Here is a 22,825-nt window from a genome sequence, read left to right as displayed (position 1 = left end):
CGCATACTTAGCGCATGGGAAGTCTCTTCGACCTGCCCGAGGAGCCGCCGGCAACGAGTCCTTCACAGGCGGCGGCCGACCAGCCGCTGGCGGCGCGCATGCGGCCGCGGACGCTCGAGCAGTTCGTGGGGCAGACGCATCTGCTCGGCCCGTCGAGCGCGCTGCGCACCGCGATCCAGTCGGGCGAGCCGCACTCGATGATCCTCTACGGGCCGCCCGGCACCGGCAAGACGACGCTCGCGCGGATGCTCGCCGAGTACGCCGACGCGGCGTTCGAGGAGCTGTCGGCGGTCGAGGCGGGGCGCGCGCAGGTGCGCGAGGTGATGGAGCGGGCGCGCGAGCGGCGGCGCTCGGGCCGGCACACGATCTTCTTCCTCGACGAGATCCACCGCTTCAACAAGGCCCAGCAGGACGCGCTGCTGCCGGCGGTGGAGGAAGGGCTGGTCGTGCTGGTCGGCGCGACGACCGAGAACCCGTACTTCGAGGTCAACTCCGCGCTCATCTCGCGCGCCCAGATCTACGAGCTGCAGGAGCTGACGCCCGACGACATCGCGGGCCTGCTGCGGCGCGCGCTCGACGAGGTGGGGGCCAGCGTGTCCACCGAGGTGATCGAGTTCATCTCTTCGCGCTCGGCGGGGGACGCGCGGTCCTCGCTGAACGCGCTAGAGCTGGCGCTGGACACCGCCGCGCGGACCGGCGAGCCCGTGACGCTCGCCGACGCCGAGGACGCGATGCAGCGCAAGGCCCTGCGCTACGACAAGGCCGGCGACCAGCACTACGACTACATCAGCGCGTTCATCAAGTCCGTGCGCGGGTCCGACCCCGACGCCGGGCTCTACTACCTGGCGGCGATGATCGAGGGCGGCGAGGACCCGCGCTACATCGCGCGGCGGATCATCGTGCTGGCGTCGGAGGACGTCGGCAACGCGGACCCGCAGGCGCTGAGCGTCGCGGTCGCCGCCGCGCAGGCGGTCGAGCACGTCGGGCTGCCGGAGTGCACCTACGCGCTCTCGCAGGCGACGATCTACCTGGCGATGGCGCCCAAGTCCAACGTCGCCGGCACGGCCTTCGGACGCGCGCGGGCGGAGATCAAAGAGCACGGGGCGAAGATCCCGCCGACCGCGCTGCGGACCGCCGCATACCCGGCCGCGAAGAAGCTCGGCCGCGGCATCGGCTACGACTACCCGCACGACCACCCGGGCCACGTCAACGACCAGGAGCACCTGCCCGAGGGCCGTGAGCACGTGCGCTTCTTCGACCCGGGCGACGCCGAGCCCGAGCTGGCCGAGCGCCTGAAGCGGATCCGGAACGCCCGTGGCCGCGACGCTTAGCGCGGAGATCGAGGCGGCGCGGCGGGCGCATCCGCTGTGGGCGCTGCTGCCCGTGGCCGCCCGGGCCCGGTACATCCGGCGCGCGTCGGTCGCGCTGCTCGACGAGCTGGACGAGCTCGCGCCCCGGCTGGCCGAGGAGACCGGCTGGCCGCGCTCCCAGCTGCTCGTCTCCGACCTGCTGCCGGCCGCGCGCGGCCTGCGGGCGCTGGCCGACGACGGTCCGCGCGCCTTGGCCGACACCCGGCTGACCCCACGCAGCACGCTGCTGCTCGGCCGCTCGACCCGGGTCCTGCAGGCGCCGGTCGGCCTGGTGGGCGTGCGCGGACCGTCCGCGTCGCCGTTCGCCGAGCCGGCGCTCGAGGCCGCCGCCGCGCTGCTGGCCGGCAACGCCGTCGTGCTCGCGGCGGTCGTGCCGCGGCTGCGGGCGATCTTCCTGCGCGCGGGCATCCCCGGCGAGCTGCTGACGGTCGCGCCCGAGGACGCCGACCTCGATGCGGTCTGCCACCGGGTCGTGGACCTGCCCCGCCCGGGCCGCCGCGGCATGCTGCTCGTGCTCGCGGGCGCGCCGCGCGAGCGCGTGGTGGAGGCCGCGGTGTGGGCGGGCTTCGGGCGCCACCCGGCCGCCGCCGGCCGGCTCGTGATGGTCCGCGACGCCGTGCCCGGCCTGGTGCCCGCGCTGGAGGAGGCCGCGAGCGCGCTGCGCGTGGGCGACCCGCGCGCCGCGGAGACGGACATCGCGTGGACGCCGCCCGCCGGCGGCGAGAGCGCCGCGGACCCGCCGTGCCCCACGGTCCTCGTCGTCGACGCGGACGACGAGCGGTTCCTCTCCCCGCCCGACGCGCCGACGCTGGTCGTCGTCGAGGCGGCAGGCAGCGAGGAGGCGATCGAGCTCGCCGTCGCCCACGCGCGGGACGCGCCCGTGTCCGTGTGGGCGCAGGACCTGGCCAAGGGCGAGCGGATCTCGCGGCGGCTGCCGTCGCCCGCGACGTGGGTCGGGCGGCACGGGATCGCCACGACCGCGGTGCCCACGCGGATCGCGCGTCATGTCGTGCCGCGGCAGCTGGAGTGGCGCGCGGCGTGGGCGCCCGGCACGCCGCGGCTGCCCGCGGATCAGGACCTGCTGGCGGCGCAGCGGACGTTGGCCGAGGTCCGCCACGGGCGGGAAGCGCATCGGTGGCCGGCGCTGAAGGCGACGGCGAGCGCGTTGGCACGCGCGGCACGCAAGAAGGAACGGTGAAGGCCGGTGCCCCTCCGCAACCGGCCCCACCGCTTTGCACACACCCCTCACGGACCCTAGGTCCCTTGCGCGCATTCTCGTCCGGCGCCGCGACCGTGCACAACGACGATCTGTCGAACTCGTTCGGGCGGCTTTCAGGCGAATGTCTAAGACACCGGCTCCGTTTCGACATTCCTCGCAGGCGTTCGCCGCATTCTTGGACGTTGGGATGGTGGCTGTGACCCCACCTTCCCCCTAGGCTCGCGTCATGTCCAGCAGCCCCGACGTCGTCGTGGTGGGCGCGGGGGTCGTCGGCGCGGCCTGCGCCTACCACCTGGCCGCCGCCGGCGTCCGCGTGCGCATCCTGGACCGCGCGTACGTCGCGTCCGGGAGCTCCGGCGCGTGCGAGGGCAACGTCCTCGCCTGGGACAAGGAGCTCGAGCGCGAGCTGCCGCTGGCGCTGCGCTCCGCGGAGCTGTGGCAGTCGCTGGCCGAGCGCCTACCGGACGACTTCGAGTACGACCGCAAGGGCAGCGTCGTCGTCGCCGAGACCGAGGCGGAGATGATCGCCTCGGCCGAGCGCGCCCAGGTGCTCGCCGGCCTCGGCGTGCACGGCGAGGTGCTCGACGCGGACGGGCTGCGCCGCGAGGAGCCGCACTCCGCCCACGACCTCCCGGGCGGCGTCCTCTACACCGGCGACGCCCAGCTCGAGCCCCGGCTCGCCACCGCCGCGCTCGTCCGCGCGGCCGTCGCGCTCGGCGCCGAGCTGCAGCTGGACACCGAGATCCGCCGGATCGTCCGCGACCCGTCCGGTCGCGCGACCGGCGTCGAGACCGCCAACGGCTTCGTCCCCGCCGGCGCGGTGGTGATCGCCGCCGGCGTCTGGACGCGCCAGCTGCTGCAGGACTGCGGCCTGCACGTCCCGGTGGAGCCGCGCAAGGGCCAGATCGTCGTGCTCGAGCGCTCGCCCGTCGTGTTCCGCCGCAAGCTCAGCGAGGCCGGCTACGTCGCCGCCGTCGAGGGTGGCAACGACGCCGCGCTGGCGATCGCCATGGTCGTCGAGTCGACGGGCTCGGGCACCGCGCTGCTCGGCTCCTCCCGCCAGCAGGTCGGCTTCGACCGCGAGGTCGACATCTCCGTCGCCGGCGCGATCGCCGCTCGCGCGGCCCGCTTCTTCCCGATCCTGCGTGAGGCGCGCGCGCTGCGCGTGTACGCCGGCCTGCGCCCGCTGACGCCGGACCACATCCCGATCATCGGCCCCTTCGCCGAAGCGAGCAACATCTGCGTGGCGACCGGCCACGAGGGCGCCGGCATCGGCCTCGCGCCCGCGACCGGCGAGCTCGTCGCCGACTGGTACACCGGCTCCGGCACCCAGGTCCCGCTGTCCTGGTACTCGCCGGACCGCTTCGCCCCGGTGGAGCTGGCGGCGACGTGATCGAGCTCACCGTGGACGGCACGGCGCTGCAGGCGCCGGCCGGTCAGTCCCTGGCCGCGGTGCTGCTGACCGCGGGCCGCGTGGCCCTGCGCAACTCCCCTTCCGGCACGCCCCGCGGCCTCTTCTGCGGCATCGGCGTCTGCCAGGAGTGCCGCGTCGTCGTCGACGGCGCGGTCGCCCGCGCGTGCGTCACCCCGGTCGCGGCGGGGATGACCGTGACGACCGGACGAACCTAGGCACGAGCCACTCCGCGGCGGCGGCCGTCCCGGCGCCCGCGAGCAGGACGAGCACGGCGGCCACCTCCTCGTAGCCCATCAGGCCCGGGGTGAACCACACGGCCATCACGACGAGCGGCAGGCTCGCGCCCAGGACGAGCGAGACCGGCCAGCCCGCCGCCGGCCGCAGCAGGCGGTCGCCCGCCAGCACGACCGGTGCGCCGAGGACGACCGCGCCCATCAGCGCGACGACGCCTTCGGCCTGGTGCGCGACGAGGCCGAACACGCCGAGAACCGCCGTAGCGAGGGCCGCGCCGCGCGCGGACGCGAAGCGCCGCCACCGCCACGCCGCCGCGAGCACCACCGTCGTGACCGCCAACCATGCGGCCCACTCGCCCGTGCTCGGCACGAGACCATTCACGGTCTCCCAGCCGCCGGCGGCCTCGCGCTCGCAACGGGTGCCGTACGGGACGAGCTGCGTGACCCAGGTGACCCCGGGCCCGACCTCCACGTAGAAGCCGCTGCACGGGTCGTTCTCCCAGTACGGGATCGCGGCGATGCCGCTGCCGACCACGAACGCGCACACGACGATGAGGAGTGCGCGGACCGCGTGCACGGCTTCACCATATTCAGGTATCAGCGACGCTCGCGCCGGACTCTTCCAGGTGAATGCCGACGATCTGGACGCTCAAACGGGACAAGACCACCCGGGAGCCGCTGCCGCAGCTGGACCCGGTGGCCGGGGTGCTGCTCGCGATGCTCACCCAGCGCGTGCCCGCCGCGGGGCGGCACGCGGCCGCGGTCTCCCACTACGCCGGCGAGCTCGCGCGCGCCGCGGGACTGACGGCGGAGGAGCGGACCGTGGTGCGCACCGCCGGCCTCCTGCACGACCTCGGCACGCTGGCCTTCCGCGACCACCTGCTGTTCGAGCGCCGTGAGCTGGAGCCGGGCGAGCGGGAGCTCGTCGAGCGCCATCCCGTCGACGGCGTCCGGTTGATGCTGCGCCTGCCGGGGATGCGTGCGGTCGCCGAGGCCGTGCTGTCCCACCACGAGCGCTACGACGGCGACGGCTATCCCAACGGGCTCGCCGGCGAGTGGATCCCGCTGTCCGGGCGGATCCTGGCCGTCGCGGAGGTCTACGACACGCTCACGGCGCCCGACGGCTACCGGCTGGCGCTGCCGGCGGACCTCGCCCTGCACGAGCTCGGCCTCGTCGCGGGGTCGCAGCTGGACCCCGCGCTCGTGGAGCTGTTCGTCACGCGGGTGCTGCCGGCCGGCGAGGCCGCGCACGCGGCCCGGATCGCCGAGCTGGCCGCGCAGCTCGACGACTAGGCCCGTGCCGTCTCGACGGCGTGCGCGTCGTGCGCGCGCCGCAGCAGGCCCATCAGCTGCTCTTCCTCGCGGATCCGGCGACGGTACTTCTCGGGCAGCAGCTTCAGCTGCGCCTCCTCGGCGCACAAGGCGGCGAAGATCCGCTCACGGTGCGCCGTGTCGGTCTTCTCGACCTCCAGGTACTCCTTGGCGTGCCGGCGCGCCGCCGCGATCGTGTTCTGCGCGCGGCCCCACCGGCTGAGCAGCGACGCGGCGACCGTGACCGCCAGCACGCCGATGATCACGACCAGCGACAGCCCGGTGCTGATCTCGGTCACCTCCACGTGCTCGCCGTCGTTGATGAACGGCACGTTGTTCTCGTGCAGGGCGTGCAGGATGAGCTTGACGCCGATGAAGCCGAGGATCGCCGCCAGCCCGTAGCCGAGGTAGACCAGGCGGTCGAGCAGGCCGTCGATGAGGAAGTAGAGCTGGCGCAGGCCGAGCAGGGAGAAGGCCGTCGCGGTGAACACGATGAACGTGTTCTGGGTGAGCCCGAAGATGGCCGGGATCGAGTCGAGCGCGAACAGGATGTCGGTGCCGCCGATCGCGACCATCACCAGCAGCATCGGCGTCAGCACGCGCCGGCCGTCGACCACCGTGAACAGCCTGTCGCCGTCGTACTCGCTCGTGGTCGGGAACAGGCGACGGGCAACGCGGACGACGATGTTGTCGCTCGACTCGCTCTCCGAGGAGCTCGGGCGCAGCATGTTGCCGGCCGTGATCAGCAGGATCAGCCCGAACACGTAGAAGACCCAGGCGAACGAGTTGAGCAGCGCCGCGCCGAGGAAGATGAACCCGGTGCGGGCGATCAGCGAGAACACGATGCCGAACAGCAGGACCTTCTGCTGGTCCGCGCGCGGCACCGCGAAGCTGGTCATGATGATCAGGAAGACGAACAGGTTGTCGACCGAGAGCGCCTTCTCGGTGACGTAGCCGGCGAAGTACTCCGTGCCCATGGTCGTGCCGCCGATGACCATCACGCCGACGCCGAACGCGATCGCGATCCCGACGTAGAGGGCCGACCAGCTCGCCGCCTCGCGCAACGTCGGCACGTGCGCCTTGCGCACGTGGAAGACGAAGTCGAACGCGAGCAGGCCGACGATGCCGGCCAGGGTCAGGGCCCAGGCGAGAGGAGAGGCGTCCACGGCTCGGCATGGTGCCGCACCGGGCGACGCGGTGCGGCGTCAGTCCGCGGCGGTCTTGATCAGCACGTCGAGCTGGACCGGCCGCATCGGCGCCCGCGAGCTGAAGCGCGCGGGCTCCTCCGGCAGGCGCGCGGCGACGAGCCGCTCGCACGTGCGCCCCTGGCACGGGCCCTGCCCGCAGCGGGTGACGACCTTCAGCGCCGACATCGACGTGGCGCCGCCGGCGACCGCCGCGTCGACCGTGCCCTGGGTGACGTCCTCGCAGCGGCACAGGATCGTGTCCGGCGTGGCGAGCGTCCGCAGGCCCGGCCGGGGGTCGAAGAGCTCGCCGAGGATGCCCGCGAACGAGGCGAGCCTCGCGCGCCGTGCACGCAGGGCCGTCAGGCCGGGCGTGCCGCGGCCGTCCCCAGCGGCCATCCGGCCCGCCAGCTCACCCTCGGCCTGGGCGAGGTCGGCGCCGCCGATGCCCGAGGCCTCGCCGGCCACGTACACGCCCGGGACCGAGGTGGCCATGTCGGCGTCGTGGGCGACCGCGTCGCCGCGCAGGGCGCAGCCGAGCGCGCGCGCCAGGTCGACCGACGGCAGGAACCCGTAGGCCGTGCAGACCGCATCCACCGCGAACGTGCGCTCACGGCCGGTCGGCGCCCAGTCGGGACCGCACTCGGCGATCGTCGCCGACTCCACGCGTGAGGAGCCCTCCGCGCGGACGAGCACGTGGCCCCACTCGATCCGGCGCACCCGGCGCCGGTAGCCGAGGTACTCGCGCAGCTTGTCGGGATGGCCGGCCATGCGCGGGCTCACGCGCGCCCAGTCGCGCCGGCGCGACGCCTCGGCGACCGCCACGACCTTCGCGCCGCGCGCCGCGAGCTGCGCCGCGACCGGCAGCAGGAACGGCCCCGCGCCCGCGAGCAGCACGCGCCGCCCGGGCACGACGCCCTGCCCCTTCGCCAGCGCCTGCGCGCCACCGGCGGTCATCACGCCGGGCAACGTCCAGCCGGGGAAGGCGACCGGGCGGTCGTACGCGCCGGTGGCCAGCACGACCGCCCCCGCGCGCACGCGCTCGACCGGGCCGCCGGTCAGCAGCAGCTCAGCCGCATACCCCTCTCCGGGACCCGAGGCCTCCGGCCGCGTCGTCGCCGCCCAGACGGACGTGCCCGACAGCACCCGGACGCTCGAGTCGGCGAGCGCGGCGCACAGCTCGCGCGCCGCGCCGGGCAAGGAACGCGGGGCGGCCTCACCCACTTCGTCGAAGCGACGGCGCCAGATCTGCCCGCCGGGCGCGGCGTACTCGTCGATCAGCGCGACGCTGCGGCCCGCCCGCGCCGCGGCCAGCGCGGCGCTCATGCCCGCCGGGCCGCCCCCGACGACGGCCACGTCGACGTGCAACTCCTCCATCATCGCCATCGAGCGTACGGTCGCCTCCGCCCCTCATATACCGGCAGTTGTCGAACGTTCCCGGGCGCCGTTGCACGATCTGCCGGAACCTACGCGCAGGCGATTGACCGGCCCCCGCCACGCGAGTAGGACTCTCATCGGGATCCCAAGGAGGGTTGCTCTATGAGAGGCAATATGCGGCGAGTGGGCCTCGCCGCGGCGGTGGTCGCCGCCACCCTGGTCGGTGCACCGTCGGCCATGGCGCAGACCGCGCCGGTACTCGAGGGCGGCAAGACGTCGCCCGTGTTCGGCTACGCGGACGCGATCCGCGAGCGCGTGTTCATCGAATCGCCCTACGACTCCGACAAGAACGGCGTCAAGGACATCATCGCGATCGACATCAAGCGGCCGAAGGCCACGTCCACCGGCCTCAAGGCGCCGGTGATCATGGACCCGAGCCCGTACTACTCGACGCTCGGGCGCGGCAACGAGTCGCAGCTCAAGCGCGACTACGACGGCGACGGCCTGCTCGACCTGTGGCCGCTGTTCTACGACAACTACTTCGTCCCGCGCGGCTACGCCGTGATCCTCATGGACATGATCGGGACCAACAACTCGACCGGCTGCCCGACCGTCCACGACGAGTCCGACAACCTGAGCGCCAAGGTCGTGATCGACTGGCTCAACGGCCGGACGAAGGGCGTCGACAAGGCCGGCAACGAGGTGAAAGCCGACTGGCACAACGGCAAGACCGGCCTGATCGGCAAGTCCTACGACGGCACGCTGGCCAACGCGGTCGCGGCGTCCGGCGTCGAGGGCCTGACCACGATCGTCCCGATCTCCGCCATCGCCTCGTACTACGACTACACGCGCACCAACGGCGTCGTGCAGCGCGGCAACCACTACCTGCAGAGCCTCGCCAGCACGGTCACGAACCCGGACCGGCGCGACTACTGCAAGCCGGTCCGCGACGAGCTGGACCGCAACGACGGCGACGCGACCGGCGACTACAGCGACTTCTGGGCGGTCCGCGACTACCTGAAGGACCTCGACAAGGTCAAGGCGAGCGTGTTCATCACGCACGGCGTCCAGGACGAGAACGTCCGCGCCGACCACTTCTCCAAGTGGTGGTACGGGCTCAAGGAGCGCGGCGTCACGCGCAAGCTGTGGATCCTGCGTCAGGGCCACGTCGACCCGTTCGACGGCCGTCGCGCCGTCTGGGTGGACACGATCCACCGCTGGTTCGACCACGAGCTCTACGGCATCCAGAACGGGATCACGAGCGAGCCGGCGGTCGACATCGAGGTCAGCAAGGACGTGTGGGAGAGCCACACGGACTGGCCGATCCCGGGCACGAAGATGACCGACGTGTTCCTGCAGAGCAACGGCGCGGCCGGCCAGACGCTCGGCGCGTTCTCGGGCGGCGCCGACGCCACCACGACGTTCCGCGACAACAACCTGAGCGAGAACAACTACCTGTCGCTCACGAGCAACGCGACCCAGCAGGGCCAGAAGCGCATGTTCCTGTCGCCGCCGCTGAAGAAGCCGCTACGCCTGTCGGGCACGGCGATCATCGACCTGCAGGCGTCGCTGAGCAAGACGCAGTCGAACCTGACGGCGTTCATCGTCGACTACGGCCCGAGCACGCAGACCACCCGCTCCGGCGACGGCGTCTCGACCCCGGCCGACGCGGTCGTCAACTGCTGGGGCGGCTCGGTGCCGGACGACACGGGCTGCTTCAAGGAGACGACCAAGCCGCAGCAGACCGTCACCCAGTGGCGCGTGACCAAGGGCATGATGGACTCCTCGAACCGCAACTCGCTGCGGATCGCCGAGCCCGTCACGATCGGCGGCTCCTACACGTTCAGCTGGCCGATGCTGCCGGAGGACTTCACGTTCGCCGCCGGCCACCGCGTCGGCATCGTGATCGGCGCCAACCACAGCGGCTACGGCTCGGTCAACGGCATGACCCAGACCGACGTCACCATCGACACGAAGCGGTCGAAGGTGCAGCTGCCGATCGTCGGCGGCTACAGCGCCGCCGTCCAGGCGGGCCTGTTCGGCGAGGCCGTCGAGGCGCCGGTCGGCGGCACCGTCCCGGCCACGCTGAGCCTCGCGCTCGGCGCCCCGGCCTCGTTCGGCGCCTTCACCCCGGGCGTCGATCAGGAGTACACGGCCAAGACCGACGCGACGGTGATCTCCACCGCCGGTGACGCGACCCTGACCGTGAGCGACCCGGGCCACCTGGCCAACGGCGCGTTCACGCTCCCCGAGCCGCTCCAGGTCGCGTTGAGCAAGTCCACCTGGAACGGCCCGACGTCGAACGAGAAGGTCGACGTCAACTTCAAGCAGCTCGTGAAGAAGACCGATCCGCTCCGGACCGGCAGCTACAGCAAGACGCTGACCTTCACGCTCAGCACGACAACGCCGTAAGCAGGCCACCCGCGGGGACGCCGCACGCGTCCCCGCGGGTACCGTTGTCGGCCATGAGCGCCGATCGCCGCGACACGATCCTCGTCGTCATCGCGCTCATCTGCGCGCTGCTGAGCTTCTGGATCCCGATGCCGTGGGGCGCGATCCCCGCCGTGATCACGCTGGCGATCGCCGCGGGCGCGCTGATCCGCAGCCGCCGCGCCCGCGACCGCTAGTCCTTGACGACCGCTTCGAGCGCGGACTCGAGCTCCTCGCTGGTGGCGCCGCCCGGCCAGCCACGCATCAGCTTGCCGCCGGGCGCGACGACCGCGACCGCCGGCGGCGTGCGAACCGCGTAGCGCCGCCAGATCGCCAGGTCCGGATCGGTGCCGACGGGGTAGCCGACCTGATGGTCGGCGACCCACCGCTTCAGCGGCTCGGCCTTGTCCCGCCCGGCGACGCCGACGAAGCCGACCGCGTCGCCGTAGCGCTCGATGATCGGCGCGAAGACCTCCTGCTGGGTCCCGCAGCGGCTGCACCAGGAAGCCATGAAGAAGACGACCACCGGGCGGTCCCGCCACAGCGTGGCCACGTCCAAGGACGTCCCGTCGAGCAGCTTCATCGCGATCGGCGGCGCGACCGCCGTGCTCTCCACCGGGGCGAAGGTGACGTCGTCGGGCACCGGCCCGGGCAGGCGGTCACGGCCTCCGTCGTACGACGCGCCGCCGCACCCCGCCACCGCCAACGTCGCGGCCAGGATCGCCAGCCGCCTCAATTCAGAACCACCATCGCCTTCCCGTCCTTGAAGCCGAACTCCCGTGGCGGGCTCTCGCCCAGCCGCAGCGTGTAGCGCCCGGACGCCGGGACGTCGGCGTGCACGGTGAACGCGCAGAACGTCGGCACGCGGTCCACTCCCGGGTCGTGGTTGAAGGCGGCCTTCGCGTCGCCCTCGGGCAGCTCGGCGCGCACGACGACCTTCCCGGACGCGTCGGCGAGCGAGTACGGCGCGGTCGCGTGCGCGTACGAGAACGGGTCGCCGCCCGAGCAGGCCTCCCCGAGTTCCCGCAGGACGGCGTCCGGCGCCACGACCTGCAGCACCAGCCCGTCCGGCTCCCCGCCGCCGCACCCCGTCAACAGGGCCGCGGCGGCGAGCACGACGACCGACCCGCTACGGGTTGGTCGTCGAGAGCGTGAACGTGAGCGTCTTGGCGTAGGCACCCGTGCGCAGCGGGTCGTTGAGGCCGATCGTCTGCTTGAAGTCCAGCGACACCTCGTCGTTGGCGACCGGTTCGCTCCAGGTCAGCAGGTTGAGCCCGGAACCCACATTGTTGTACGCGGTGCCCGTGTTGGCGGTGTTGCGCGCGCGGCTCTGCAGCGGCTGCTTGAGCGCGTGCGCGCCGTTGACCAGGTAGCCGGTGGAGACCGAGGAGGCGTCGGCCACGCTCAGCAGCGCCTCGCCCGCGGTCGAGGTCACCTTCGCCGGGGTGGAGGCGAAGTAGTCCCGCGCCACGCCGGGCTGGAAGGCGCCGAAGTCCGCCGGCGCGCCGAGCGTGAGCGACAGCGTCGCCGGCACGGTGCCGCCGACGGTGCCGTCGGTCTGCGTCGCCGCGCACGTCGCCGTGGCGGTCTTGCTCGGATCGCTGACCGAGGTCGCGGTCAGCGTGACGGTGTTGCTCGCGCCCGTGCCCTTGGTGATGTAGACGGGGACGTCGACGCTCTCGCCGAACTTCGCGGTGGCGAGCGCGTTGCGCAGCTCCGCCTTCCAGCCCGTGCCGGAGGCGGAGGCCGACAGGCGGTAGATGTCGCTGTCGAGCGAGGCGGTCTCGTCCTGCGGGTGCAGCGCGGGGTCGGTCGTCGCCGCCGCGCCCGTGTTCGTCACCTTGAACGTGCACGTGCTGAGCGCGTCACCGGACGCGGTCGCGACCTGCACGCCGCGCGTCTGCGGGCCGGCGCCCTTCGGGTTCTGGATGCCGAGGATGTAGTGGTCGAGCCCGCGGGCGTCCTTGTACTTGTCGACCACGTAGAACTTCAGGTCGTTGGCCGCGTCGGTGAACTCGTACGAGGAGCCCGAGTTCGTGCCGGCGTGGAACAGCGCGTCGTTGAGCTGGCGGTAGTCGGCGACGGTGCGCATCACCGGTGTGCCGTTCGGCTTGTAGTAGTCGACGGTGTTCATGTCCTCCGGGTGCGCGTCCTGCACCCAGGTGAAGCAGTTGTAGCCGCAGGAGCTGCCCTCGGTGCCGCGCGTCGCGCCGGCCGCCCACGCCTTGTTCTTGGCGATCAGCACACCCTGGTCGGCCCCGAACGATCCGTAGCCGACGCGCTGGACGGTCTCCAGCGAGTAGTTCGTCCAGGTGCCGCCGTCGCACAGCGGGTCGGCGTTGATGTTGCACGCGGGCGTCTTGTCGACCGGCGCGGGGCCGTCGAGGAAGACCTGCACGCCGGCGCGGACGCCGGTCGGCAGCGGCTCGGCGTTGGCCGCGCGCGCGATCACGTCCGCGACCGCGAGGCCGGTCTGCGCGAGCCCGTTGCGGTTGAGCCGCAGCACCGACGAGTTGGGCACGAAGCCCATGCCCACCTTCGAGCGCAGCGTGTGCTCGGCCCCCATCGAGCCGCCGTACAGGGCCGGCACCTGCCAGCGGTTGTGCGGACCGCCGGGACCGTTGAAGGACCCGCGGTCCATCATGTCCCAGGTGCCCGAGCCGACACGGCGGTACGGGGTCACGTACGGGTTGTTGTTGTTGTCGCCGACCGAGAAGATGTTGTGGCTGATCTCGTGCGTGATCGTGCCCGAGCTCTCGCCCTGGCGGATCGAGGACTCGCCCCACTGCTGCTCACCGGCGAACCACGACGTCCAGTCGACGTAGCGGGAGGCGACCCAGTTGGGCTTCTTCGGGTTCGGGTTGCCCCAGACCTCGTGCGGGACGTCCTCCTTGTTCTGGAACATGATCTCGCCGAACTCCTGCCACACCGACGTCTCGTCGTAGCCGGCGTACATGTACAGGTGGACGGTCTGACCGCAGTTGGTCGCGGCGCAGCCGGTGTCCGCGTTCCAGAGCGCGGTCGCGTCCTGGTTGAACTGGTTGCTGGAGAAGTTGCAGTCCTGCACGGCGGTGCCGGCGGCGACCGTGATCGGCACGCTGACGGTGATGTGCGTGGCGTCCGGGATCGCGGTGACGGTCTTGTTGCCGGTCGGCGTGACGGCGCCGAACTGGATCACGTCACCGACGTAGAAGAACGCCGAGTCCTCGACCGCGATCGTCTGCGTCGCCGTGTGCGCGCCGACCACGGTCGTCGCGGCCGGGCAGCCGTTGCCGGTCGGCTTGCCGGACTGGCCGATGTCGCTCAACCCGTACTGGTAGAGCCGCTTCGGCATCCGGTACGGGCCGTAGGTCTTGACGTCGGTGACGCCGACGCGGCCACCGGACTGCTCCATCCAGTAGCCGTTGATCGTGTGCCCCTGGTTGAGCGGGCTCGGCGTGTTGTAGAAGTCGGCGTAGAACTTCGGCACGTCCTCGCGCTTGACCGGATCGATCTGCGGGTTGCCGAACGGATCGCTCTGCTTCTTCTGGGTGATGACGAACGGCTGGTCCTCGAAGTCGAACGCGACGAGCGCGATCGTGACCTTGCGGACGCTCGGGACCGCGCCGTTGGTCGCCCAGTCCACGCCCGGGACCGGCTTGTAGTCCTGGAACGTCATGTCCTGCTGGTCCTGCACCTGCTGCGGATCGATCGGCGGAGGCACCGCCGCGTGCGCGGCCGCGGGGGCGACCAACGCGAAGGCCGCCACGACGGCGGCGAGAGTACCTCTCACAGACCCCTCCTTGCGTGAACGTACCGGAGAAGCCTCGCGGACCCGCCCCGTCCTGTCGTCCGGCAGCTGCCAGAAACCTGGACGGAGCGGTCCGACTTGTGTCTAATCGGGCTTGTAGAGCAGGCAGGCGGCGCGGGAGCCGGTCGTCTCGTAGAGCGGCGGGTCGATGCCCGGCTCGAACGTGACGCGCACGCCGTGCGCCTCCGCGCTCATCGCCTTGACGCCCTTCCACAGCGGCTCGTCGGGCTCTTCGTCGCGGATCTTCTCGAGCGTCGCGAGCAGCGTGCCCGGGTCCTTGCCCGAGCCGGCGGGGACGAACGCGTCGTGGTCGCCGACGTTGAGCTTCTCGAGGTCGCCGACGAGCGGGCGCTCGGCGTTGTAGAGGTCCTCGCCGCCCTGCACCCAGCGCTCCTCGAGGATCGCCCGCAGGTCGCGCGACTCCCAGCCGCAGATCTCGAACGCCTTCGGGCAGCGCGGGTGGAACGAGCAGCCGAGTGGCGGACGCGCCGCGTCGGGGATCTCGCCGCGCGGCAGGTCGCGCGGGAGCGCCTTGTCCGGGTTGGGCTCCGGGATCGCGCGGATCAGCGCCTGCGTGTACGGGTGCTTCGGGTCGTCGAAGATCTCGTCGACGGTCCCGATCTCGACGATCCGGCCGAGGTACATGATCGCCACGCGGTCGCAGAAGAACTTCGCCGAGGCGAGGTCGTGGGTGACGTACACGTACGTCAGGCCCATCCGCTGCTTGAGGTCGATCATCAGGTCGAGGATCTTCGCCCGGACCGACATGTCGAGCATCGAGACCGGCTCGTCGGCGACGACGAGGTCGGGGCTGGTGATGATCGCCCGCGCGATGGCGGCGCGCTGCTTCTGGCCGCCCGACAGGTCGCTCGGGAAGCTCTCCGCGAAGCGCTCGGTCGGCGAGAGGCCGACGAGCTCCAGCGTCTCGCGGACACGGGCCTCGGTCTCCGCGTCGCCCTTGGTGAGCTTGTGGATCTGCAGCGGATGCGCAAGCGCGGTCTGCAGCCGCATGCCGGGGTTCAGCGACGCGTGCGGGTCCTGGAAGACCATCTGCAGGTGCCGGCGCTTGGGGCGCAGCTCGCGCTCCGGGAGGCCGACGAGCTCCTCGCCGCGCAGCTTGACGCTGCCGGCGGTCGGCCGGACGAGGCCGAGCAGCGCGCGGCCGAGCGTGGTCTTGCCGGAGCCGGACTCGCCGACCAGGCCGAGGACCTCGCCCTCCTGCAGGTCGAACGAGACGCCGTCGACGGCCTTCACCGTCGCGCCGCCGCGGCCGGTCAGCCGCGACTTGAACGACGAGGCGATGCCGAAGTGCACCTCGAGGTCACGGACCTCGATCAGGTTCTTGGTGGCGACGGGAGCGCTCATGCTTCCTCCGCGGCGGCCAGCGCCTCGCGCTCGAGCGGAGCGTCCTGCCCCGCGGGGATCCGGTCCTTGGCGTGCAGCCAGCACTCCGAGCGCCGGCCCGGGCTCGTCGCCTCGGTCGGCGGCCACTGCTGGGCGCACACCTGCATCGCGTCCGGGCAGCGCGGGTGGAAGCGGCAGGCCGGCGGCGGGGACACGAGGTCCGGCGGCGCGCCCGGGATCGAGTGCAGCGACGTCGTCGACAGCGAGATCGTCGAGCGCAGCAGCTCGCGCGAGTACGGGTGCGACGGGTTGGTCGTGATGTCGTACGCCGGGCCCTGCTCGACGACGCGGCCCGCGTACATCACGGCCACGCGGTCGCACGCCTCGGCGACGATCCCCAGGTTGTGGGTGATCAGCAGCAGCGCCGTGTCGAAGTTGCGCCGCAGGTCGGCGAGGATGCGCAGGATCTGCGCCTCGACGAGCACGTCCAGCGCGGTCGTCGGCTCATCGGCCACGACCACCGCCGGACGCAGCACGAGCGCGAGGGCGATCATGATCCGCTGGCGCATGCCGCCCGAGAACTCGTGCGGATACTGCTTGTAGCGCGTGGGCGGGATGCCCATGCCGCGCAGCGCCTCCATCGCGCGGTTGCGCGTCTCCTTCTTGCCCAGCTTGGGCTCGTGGATGCGCAGGACCTCTTCGAAGTGGTCGGAGATCCGCATCAGCGGGTTCAGCCGCGTCATCGGCTCCTGGAAGATCATCCCCAGGTCCGGGCCGCGCATCGAGCGCAGCTGCTTGGGCTTGAGGTCCAGGATGTTGCGGCCCTTGTAGGAGACCTCGCCGGCGTGGCCCGCGCCCGCCGGGAGCAGGCCGATCACGCCGCGGCCGAGCGTGGACTTGCCACAGCCCGACTCGCCCACGAGGCCGACCGTCTCACCGGGCATCAGGTCCAGCGACACGCCGTCGACGGCGCGCACGGCGCCGCGCTCGGCCCCGTACCAGATGCGCAGGTCACGCAGGGACAGGACGGGATCGGCCATCTCAGCCCACCTCCGACTCGACCTCGGGCGCGGAGGCGGGGCCCACGGCGCTCGACGAGATGATCGGCTTCTTGACGCGGCGGCGGCGCAGCGTCGGGTTGAGCACGTCGTTCAAACCTTCTCCAACCAACGTCAGGGCGGTCACGGCGAGCACGATGCCGAGCCCAGGGAACAGCGCCGTCCACCAGATGCCGGCACCGGCATCGGCGATCGCACGCTGCAGGTCGTACCCCCACTCGGCCGCCTCGTCAGGCTGGATTCCCAGACCCAGGAACCCGAGGCCCGCGAGCGTCAGGATCGCGTCCGCCGCGTTCAGCGTCGCGATCACCGGCACGCTCTGGATGACGTTGCCGAACAGGTACTTGCTGATGATCGTCCGCGGCCGCGCGCCCATCGCGCGCGCCGCCTCGATGTAGGTCGCCTCTCTTGCCGAGAGCGTGGATGCTCGTACCACTCTGAAGTACTGCGGCACGTAGACCACGGTGATGGCGATCGCGGTCACGACGATGCCGCTGTCGATCGTGTTCGTCAGCAGGAACGCCGCGACGATCGCGAGCAGCAGGTACGGGAACGCGAAGAGCGCGTCCATGATCAGGACGAGGATGCGGTCCACCCAGCCGCCGACATAGCCCGAGATGAGCCCGAGCGGCACGCCGATGGCGAGGGAGAAGATCACGGCCAGGAGGACGACCTCGAGCGCCGTGCGCGCGCCCCAGATGGTGCGCGACATCACGTCGAAGCCCTGCACCGTGGTGCCCCACGGGTTGACGTCGCTCGGCTCGCCCTGCGTCGGGAAGCGAACGCCGTTGTCCTGGTAGGTGTCGAAGCTGAAGGGGGCGATCAGCGGCGCGAAGATCGCCATGAAGATGAACAGCAGGGACACGACGGTGCCCGTGACCAGCATGAAGCGCTGGATGCCGTGGGACTGCTTGAACGGCGCCCAGATCTTGCTGAGGATGCCGCCGCGCCGCTTGGGCGGCTCGGCGATCGGGGGCTTGTCCGGCGTGCCGGTGACGGTCGTGGTCGCGGTCATCGCCTAGTACCTCACGCGCGGGTCGATGAGCGCGTTGACGATGTCGATGATCAGCGAGATGAACACGACGATCAGCGCGAAGAACGTGATCAGGCCCTGGACGCCGATGTAGTCGCGGCTGTTCAGGTACTGGAGCAATCGGGTGCCGAGCCCGGGCCAGCTGAAGGTCTGCTCGGTCAGCACCGCGCCGCCGAGCAGCAGCGCCGCCTGCAGGCCCATGACGGTGACGACCGGGACGAGCGCGTTGCGGAACGCGTGGCGCGAGACCACGCGGCGCTCACCCACGCCGCGGGCGCGGGCCGCCTCGACGTAGTCGCCGCCAAGCGCCTGCCCGACGTTGACGCGCACGAGGCGGATGAAGACGCCCATGACCAGCAGGCCGAGCGTCGTGGCCGGGAGTATCAAGTGCAGGATCACGTCCCACACCCCGTCCCAGTTGCCGTCTATCGCCAGGTCGATGATGAGGATGTGGGTATGCACCTCCGCCGTCGCCTGCGTGATCGGCGAGGCCATCTTGGAGGCCGGGAGCCAGTCCAGGTTCTTCGCGAACAGCAGCTGCGCGAGCAGGCCGACGAAGAACGGCGGCGCCGCGTAGCCGAGGATGGCGAACACGCGGATGAAGGCGTCCGGGATCGTCTCCCGGTAGCGCCCGGCGATCAGGCCGAGCGGGAGGCCGAAGACGATCGCGACGAGGAGGGCCGCGACCGTCAACGTCAACGTCGCACCGCCGTTCTCGACGATCAGCGAGCCGATCGTCTGCCCGTCGGTGACCGTGGTGCCGAACTGGAAGCGGACGGCGTCCCACAGGTAGTCGAGGTACTGCACGATCAACGGGCGGTCAAACCCGAGCGCCGCTTCGCGCTCGGCGATCTCCGCAGGGGAGAGCTTGCCGCCCAGGGTGGCCGACACCGGACTGCCCGGGGCCACGCGCATCATCAGGAACACCACGGTCAGAAGCACCCAGACCATGGGGATCATCAGCGCGATCCGGACGAGGACGTAGCCCCGTAGCGATCCGGCACGGCTCATGTTGCTAGTCGGCCTTCTTGGAGACGACCCAGAAGCGGAACTGGAAGGCGGGGTCGAACGTCGTCTCGACGCCCTCCACACCCTCGCGCACGGCGGCGACCTGCTTGCCCTCCCACAGCGGGATCAGCGGCACGTCCTTGGCCTCGATGTCCTGGATCTTGCCGAACGCCTCTTCGCGCTTGGCAGCGTCGTCCGTGGCGAGCTCCTCGTCGAGGAGGTCGTTGACCTCCTTGTTGGAGTAGCCGTTCTGGAAGAAGCCACCGTCACGCATGAACGGCGACAGGTAGTTGTCGGCGTCCGGGAAGTCCGGGAACCAGCCGAGGCCGTAGAAGTAGTACGTGCCCTTCTCGAAGGCCTCCGACTTGTACTGGTCCCACTCAGTGGAGTCCAGGGAGACCTTGAAGAGGCCCGAGCCCTCGAGCTGACGCTTGAGCTCGTTCCACAGGTCAGCCTCGACCGGGCCGTAGTGGGTCGGCGTGTACCAGCCGTCGAGCGTGACCGGGGTCGAGACGCCGGCCTCCTCGAGGATGGCCTTCGCCTTCGCCGGGTCCGGATCGCCGAAGGCCTCCTGGAACGCCGGCTTGGCGCCCGGGAAGGCGGACGGGACGGTCGAGTACAGCGGGGTCGCCGTGCCCTTGTAGACGTTCGTGGTGATCGCCTCGCGGTCGATGACCTGGGCGATCGCCTTGCGGACGGCCACGTCGTCGACCGGCTTCTTCTTCACGTTGAACGTGATGTAGCGGATCTCGGTGCCGGCGCCGTCGACGACCTTGACGCCGTTGCCGCCGTTGCGGAGCGCCTCGAGGTCGGTCGGGGAGAGGCTGCGGTACGCGATGTCGACCTCGCCCTGCTCGATCGCCAGCTTGAGGGCCGAGGCCTGCTCGAAGTACTGGACGATGAAGTTCGGGGTCTTGCCCTTGTTCGGGCCGTTGTACTCCGGGTTGATGGAGAACACGGCCTGCTGGTTCGGGGTGTACTTGTCCAGCTTGTACGGGCCCGAGCCGACGATCTTGTCGTCCGGCTGCTTCGCGTCAGCCGAGTAGACCTCGTTCGGGACGATCGCCGCGACGTTGTGCGTGAGGATGAAGGGGAAGGTCGCGTCGGCCTTCTTGAGCTTCATCGTCACGGTCATCGGATCGGTCGCCTCGACGCTGTCGAGCGAGCCGAGCAGCGTGAACGGACCGGTCGGGTCCGCGATCTTGACCATGCGGTCCAGGGAGAACTTGACGTCCTCCGAGGTGAGCGGGTCGCCACTCGAGAACTTCAGGTCCGGCTTGAGCTTGCAGACGTACGTCTTCGGGTCCGTGAACTCGCAGGACTCGGCTGCATCGGGCTCGGGCTTGTTGCCGCCCGCCGGAACCGAGAGCAGGTTCTGGTAGATGTTGCCGATCAGCTGCTGCGAGCCGAGGTCGTACGCACCGACCGGGTCCAGGGCCACGACCTTGTCGGTCGAGCCGAGGATCACCGTGTCGGCAACGCCCGCCGAAGCCTCGGGGGTGCTGCCCCCGCTGGTGGTGTTGCCGCCGTCGTCATCCGAGCTGTCACCGCACGCTGCGGCACCAACCGCGAGCAACGCAGTACAGCCGAAAACGGCCAATCGATATGCGCTCATAGTCTCCGCCCCCCTCCAATGGGCACGGGTTCGTCCTCCGTCCGTCCCTCAACTTAGTGGACGGGCGGGGAGCGGCTCGTCGTGCATGTGTCGAAACCGCAGCGCGGCAGCGTAAACCAACGTCGCAACCGTGGCTAGTCGCCGTGGGTGCGTCTCAACGCGGGATGCGTGCCGACGAGCCGTGCCAGCTTGAGCCCCGAGTGCAGGGCGAGGCGGTCCGCCCCGCTCTTGAGCGAGGTGCCCGTGATCGCCTCGATCCGCTGCAGCCGGTAGTACAGCGACGCGCGGTGCAAAAACAGCGCTTCTGCGGTGAGTTTGGTGTCGCAGCCGTTGTCCAGATACGCCTCGAGCGTCTGCACGAGCGACTCCTTGCTCTGCAGCGCGAACAGCTTCGGCAGCCCCGGGTGGATGAGCTCGCGCGCGTGCGCCGTCTCGGCCGCGCGGGCGAGCAGCCGGTACGCCCCGAGGTCATCCCAACCAGCAGGTGTGCCGTGCTCGGGCAAGGCGCCCGCGACCCTTAATGAGAGACGCGCGTGCTCATGCGCACGGTTGGCGTCCCGCAAGTGCTCGTGCTGACCGCTGTAGCCGAGCGCGATCCGCACCGGCAGGTCGGCGAACGCCTGGTCGAGCGCGTCCTGCGCGCGGGCGGCGAGCTCGTCGAGCGTGCCGTGCCGGCCGTCGAGCGCGACGAGCATCACGCCGTGGTCGCCGTGCACCAGGCTGAGCGACTGGCGCCGCGGGAGCGCGCGCCGGAACTGGTCGAGCGCGAGCCCCAGGCGGGCGCGCTCGGAGGTCGGCAGCTCCGCCTCGTGCTCAGTCCCGCCGCCGCGCCACGGACGCATCGCGAGGACGGCGACGTGCGCACCGGCGATCAGCAGCTCCTGGGCCGACAGCTCGTGCGCGGCCTCCTCACGCTCGGCCGGGTCCGGGCCGAGCAGCGCCTCCAGCAGCTTGAGCTCGTGCTCGCGCTGCGGGCGCTCGAGCTCGTCGCGCCGGTACATGGCGGTGCCGATCTCCGCCGCGGTCAGCTCCGCCGCCTGGCAGTCCGCGTCGGTCAGCGACTGGTCGGCGTCGATCAGCCACAGGTAGCCGAACAGCGCGCCCTGGCAGCGGATCGGCACGCACACGCGGGACTCGAGGCCGATGTCCGGCCGCGGCGCCGTGCGCACCGGCTGCGTCGCGTTGGCGATGCCCTGGGCGAAGTGCAGGTCGCGGATCACGCGCGGGGTCTCACGCGTGAGGATCGCGGTCTTGCGCACCTCGTCCTCGCTGCCGAGCGTCGGGCTGTAGGCCAGCAGGCGGAGGCTGGCGTCGTCGACGAGGACCGAGCGATCGAGCTGCGCGCTCAGCTGCTCGACGAGGGCTTGGACCTCGTCATCGCGCGCGGACATACCCGGGAACCGTACCGCGCCCGGGGGTTCCCCGAACGGCCACTTTCAGAGGGCGAACCCGGCGGGGAACGGGTCTTCGGCGTCCAGCAGGTACTGCCCCATGCCCGTGACCCAGGCGCGGCCGGTGATCTCGGGGATGATCGCGGGCCTGCCGGCCACGGTCGTCTCCTCGACGACGCGTCCGGTGAAGCGCGTGCCGATCACGGACTGGTTCACGAACGGCTCGTTCGTGGCTAGCTCGCCCTTCGCGTGGAGCTGGGCGAGCCGGGCGCTCGTGCCGGTGCCGCACGGCGAGCGGTCCAGCCAGCCGGGGTGGATGCTCGTGGCGGCGACCGCGTCGGCCCCGTCGCGGCCGGGCTCGTGGAAGACGACGTGGCGGCAGCCGCCGATCCGCGGGTCCTCCGGGTGCACCGGGCGGGCCTGCTCGTTGATCGCGGCCATCGTGGCGAGGCCGGCTTCGATCAGGTCCTGGCTGCGCGCGGGGTCGACGACGAGGCCGGCGTCGGCCGCGGGCGTGAGCGCGTAGAAGTTGCCGCCGTACGCCATGTCGTACGTGACCGTGCCGAGGCCGGGCACCTCGACGGTGCGGTCGGTCTCGTGCAGGAACGAGGCGACGTTGCGGATCGTGACCGCCTTCGCCCGGCCGTTCTCCACCTGGACGCGCGCCTCGACGAGGCCGGCGGGGACGTCGAGCCGGATCACCGTCTCCGGCTCGGTGACGGTCACCATGCCGGTCTCCACGAGCACGGTCGCGACCCCGATCGTGCCGTGGCCGCACATCGGCAGCAGGCCGGAGACCTCGATGTAGATCACGCCCCAGTCGGCGTCCGGGCGCGCGGGCGGCTGCAGGATCGCGCCGGACATCGCGCCGTGGCCGCGCGGCTCGCGCATCAGCAACTGGCGCAGCTCGTCCAGGTGCGCCTCGAAGTGGAGCTTGCGCTCGAGCATCGTCGCGCCGGGGATCGGGCCGATGCCGCCCGTGATGACACGGGTCGGCATCCCCTCCGTGTGGGAGTCGACCGCGGCGAAGTAGCGAGCGGCGCGCATG

20 protein-coding genes are annotated in these 22,825 nt (G+C 71.4%); 7 read left to right on the top strand and 13 right to left on the bottom strand.

Annotated features, from left to right (window positions below):
* The first annotated feature begins 14 nt into the window (after positions 1 to 14).
* The 4 genes from C8N24_RS11955 to C8N24_RS11940 all read left to right on the top strand — a co-directional run bounded on the left by C8N24_RS11955 (position 15) and on the right by C8N24_RS11940 (position 4,218).
* Complete coding sequence (locus C8N24_RS11955; protein WP_121250250.1) at positions 15 to 1,331, top strand: replication-associated recombination protein A; 1,317 nt, start codon at positions 15 to 17, stop codon at positions 1,329 to 1,331.
* On the top strand, positions 1,315 to 2,568 hold the full coding sequence (locus C8N24_RS11950; protein WP_121250249.1) for an aldehyde dehydrogenase family protein: 1,254 nt from the start codon (positions 1,315 to 1,317) through the stop codon (positions 2,566 to 2,568). Before C8N24_RS11955 ends, C8N24_RS11950 begins: the two co-directional genes overlap by 17 nt.
* 247 nt (positions 2,569 to 2,815) lie before the next feature.
* Positions 2,816 to 3,982, top strand: a complete 1,167-nt coding sequence (locus tag C8N24_RS11945) for an NAD(P)/FAD-dependent oxidoreductase (protein ID WP_121250248.1) — start codon at positions 2,816 to 2,818, stop codon at positions 3,980 to 3,982.
* The gene (locus tag C8N24_RS11940; RefSeq protein ID WP_121250247.1) at positions 3,979 to 4,218 is read left to right on the top strand and encodes a (2Fe-2S)-binding protein; all 240 of its coding nucleotides are present in this window, start codon (positions 3,979 to 3,981) and stop codon (positions 4,216 to 4,218) included. The genes C8N24_RS11945 and C8N24_RS11940 overlap by 4 nt, the downstream gene beginning before the upstream one ends.
* On the opposite strand, the gene C8N24_RS11935 is transcribed toward C8N24_RS11940, so the two are convergent.
* Positions 4,172 to 4,813: a hypothetical protein gene (locus tag C8N24_RS11935; RefSeq protein ID WP_121250246.1), complete on the bottom strand. Its 642-nt coding sequence runs from the start codon at positions 4,811 to 4,813 to the stop codon at positions 4,172 to 4,174. The two genes, C8N24_RS11940 and C8N24_RS11935, sit on opposite strands and share 47 nt — an antisense overlap.
* Before the next feature lie 53 nt (positions 4,814 to 4,866).
* Here C8N24_RS11935 and C8N24_RS11930 point away from each other — a divergent pair, with 53 nt between their 5' ends.
* A complete protein-coding gene (locus C8N24_RS11930) occupies positions 4,867 to 5,529 on the top strand; it encodes an HD-GYP domain-containing protein (RefSeq protein ID WP_121250245.1) in 663 nt (220 codons plus the stop codon).
* On the opposite strand, the gene C8N24_RS11925 is transcribed toward C8N24_RS11930, so the two are convergent.
* Entirely contained in the window at positions 5,526 to 6,713 is a 1,188-nt protein-coding gene (locus C8N24_RS11925; RefSeq protein WP_121250244.1) for a TerC family protein, read from the bottom strand. The two genes, C8N24_RS11930 and C8N24_RS11925, sit on opposite strands and share 4 nt — an antisense overlap.
* Positions 6,714 to 6,752: 39 nt before the next feature.
* Entirely contained in the window at positions 6,753 to 8,117 is a 1,365-nt protein-coding gene (locus C8N24_RS11920; RefSeq protein ID WP_121250243.1) for an NAD(P)/FAD-dependent oxidoreductase, read from the bottom strand.
* Between the two features lie 165 nt (positions 8,118 to 8,282).
* On the opposite strand from C8N24_RS11920, the gene C8N24_RS11915 reads away from it, so the two are divergent.
* Positions 8,283 to 10,520 (top strand): CocE/NonD family hydrolase, encoded by a 2,238-nt coding sequence (locus C8N24_RS11915; RefSeq protein WP_211339928.1) that lies wholly within the window; start codon positions 8,283 to 8,285, stop codon positions 10,518 to 10,520.
* Positions 10,521 to 10,573: 53 nt separating this feature from the next.
* Positions 10,574 to 10,735 (top strand): hypothetical protein, encoded by a 162-nt coding sequence (locus C8N24_RS33905; RefSeq protein WP_170179033.1) that lies wholly within the window; start codon positions 10,574 to 10,576, stop codon positions 10,733 to 10,735.
* Here C8N24_RS33905 and C8N24_RS11910 read toward each other — a convergent pair.
* The 10 genes from C8N24_RS11910 to C8N24_RS11865 all read right to left on the bottom strand — a co-directional run bounded on the left by C8N24_RS11910 (position 10,732) and on the right by C8N24_RS11865 (position 22,824).
* Positions 10,732 to 11,274, bottom strand: a complete 543-nt coding sequence (locus C8N24_RS11910; protein WP_121250241.1) for a TlpA family protein disulfide reductase — start codon at positions 11,272 to 11,274, stop codon at positions 10,732 to 10,734. The two genes, C8N24_RS33905 and C8N24_RS11910, sit on opposite strands and share 4 nt — an antisense overlap.
* Positions 11,271 to 11,654, bottom strand: a complete 384-nt coding sequence (locus C8N24_RS11905) for a hypothetical protein (RefSeq protein ID WP_121250240.1) — start codon at positions 11,652 to 11,654, stop codon at positions 11,271 to 11,273. The genes C8N24_RS11910 and C8N24_RS11905 overlap by 4 nt, the downstream gene beginning before the upstream one ends.
* A 13-nt stretch (positions 11,655 to 11,667) precedes the next feature.
* Positions 11,668 to 14,310 carry a hypothetical protein gene (locus C8N24_RS11900; RefSeq protein ID WP_147447754.1) on the bottom strand — a complete coding sequence of 881 codons (2,643 nt, stop codon included), beginning with the start codon at positions 14,308 to 14,310 and terminating at the stop codon, positions 11,668 to 11,670.
* Between the two features lie 102 nt (positions 14,311 to 14,412).
* Positions 14,413 to 15,693 (bottom strand): ABC transporter ATP-binding protein, encoded by a 1,281-nt coding sequence (locus C8N24_RS11895; RefSeq protein ID WP_121250238.1) that lies wholly within the window; start codon positions 15,691 to 15,693, stop codon positions 14,413 to 14,415.
* Positions 15,690 to 16,712, bottom strand: coding sequence for an ABC transporter ATP-binding protein (locus tag C8N24_RS11890; RefSeq protein ID WP_121250237.1), 1,023 nt, complete (start codon positions 16,710 to 16,712; stop codon positions 15,690 to 15,692). The genes C8N24_RS11895 and C8N24_RS11890 overlap by 4 nt, the downstream gene beginning before the upstream one ends.
* 1 nt (position 16,713) lies before the next feature.
* Positions 16,714 to 17,745: an ABC transporter permease gene (locus tag C8N24_RS11885; RefSeq protein ID WP_121250236.1), complete on the bottom strand. Its 1,032-nt coding sequence runs from the start codon at positions 17,743 to 17,745 to the stop codon at positions 16,714 to 16,716.
* Positions 17,746 to 17,748: 3 nt separating this feature from the next.
* Positions 17,749 to 18,774, bottom strand: coding sequence for an ABC transporter permease (locus C8N24_RS11880; RefSeq protein WP_121250235.1), 1,026 nt, complete (start codon positions 18,772 to 18,774; stop codon positions 17,749 to 17,751).
* A 4-nt stretch (positions 18,775 to 18,778) separates the two neighbouring features.
* On the bottom strand, positions 18,779 to 20,347 hold the full coding sequence (locus C8N24_RS11875; RefSeq protein WP_170179032.1) for an ABC transporter substrate-binding protein: 1,569 nt from the start codon (positions 20,345 to 20,347) through the stop codon (positions 18,779 to 18,781).
* Positions 20,348 to 20,520: 173 nt separating this feature from the next.
* Entirely contained in the window at positions 20,521 to 21,777 is a 1,257-nt protein-coding gene (locus tag C8N24_RS11870; RefSeq protein WP_121250233.1) for a helix-turn-helix domain-containing protein, read from the bottom strand.
* Between the two features lie 45 nt (positions 21,778 to 21,822).
* On the bottom strand, positions 21,823 to 22,824 hold the full coding sequence (locus C8N24_RS11865) for a proline racemase family protein (protein ID WP_121250232.1): 1,002 nt from the start codon (positions 22,822 to 22,824) through the stop codon (positions 21,823 to 21,825).
* Position 22,825 lies beyond the last annotated feature (1 nt).

This window comes from Solirubrobacter pauli (assembly GCF_003633755.1).
Classification (GTDB): domain Bacteria; phylum Actinomycetota; class Thermoleophilia; order Solirubrobacterales; family Solirubrobacteraceae; genus Solirubrobacter; species Solirubrobacter pauli.
The sequence above is the reverse complement of the archived record's forward strand: the minus strand, read 5'-3'. Positions and strand labels throughout refer to the sequence as shown.

Bases quoted from the DNA above. Each gene is read 5' to 3' on its own strand.
- C8N24_RS11955 (WP_121250250.1), top strand. From the start codon at position 15: ATGGGAAGTCTCTTCGACCTGCCCGAGGAGCCGCCGGCAACGAGTCCT.
- C8N24_RS11945 (WP_121250248.1), top strand. From the start codon at position 2,816: ATGTCCAGCAGCCCCGACGTCGTCGTGGTGGGCGCGGGGGTCGTCGGC.
- C8N24_RS11930 (WP_121250245.1), top strand. From the start codon at position 4,867: ATGCCGACGATCTGGACGCTCAAACGGGACAAGACCACCCGGGAGCCG.
- C8N24_RS11920 (WP_121250243.1), bottom strand. From the start codon at position 8,117: ATGGCGATGATGGAGGAGTTGCACGTCGACGTGGCCGTCGTCGGGGGC.
- C8N24_RS11915 (WP_211339928.1), top strand. From the start codon at position 8,283: ATGCGGCGAGTGGGCCTCGCCGCGGCGGTGGTCGCCGCCACCCTGGTC.
- C8N24_RS33905 (WP_170179033.1), top strand. From the start codon at position 10,574: ATGAGCGCCGATCGCCGCGACACGATCCTCGTCGTCATCGCGCTCATC.
- C8N24_RS11895 (WP_121250238.1), bottom strand. From the start codon at position 15,693: ATGAGCGCTCCCGTCGCCACCAAGAACCTGATCGAGGTCCGTGACCTC.
- C8N24_RS11890 (WP_121250237.1), bottom strand. From the start codon at position 16,712: ATGGCCGATCCCGTCCTGTCCCTGCGTGACCTGCGCATCTGGTACGGG.
- C8N24_RS11885 (WP_121250236.1), bottom strand. From the start codon at position 17,745: ATGACCGCGACCACGACCGTCACCGGCACGCCGGACAAGCCCCCGATC.
- C8N24_RS11880 (WP_121250235.1), bottom strand. From the start codon at position 18,774: ATGAGCCGTGCCGGATCGCTACGGGGCTACGTCCTCGTCCGGATCGCG.
- C8N24_RS11870 (WP_121250233.1), bottom strand. From the start codon at position 21,777: ATGTCCGCGCGCGATGACGAGGTCCAAGCCCTCGTCGAGCAGCTGAGC.
- C8N24_RS11865 (WP_121250232.1), bottom strand. From the start codon at position 22,824: ATGCGCGCCGCTCGCTACTTCGCCGCGGTCGACTCCCACACGGAGGGG.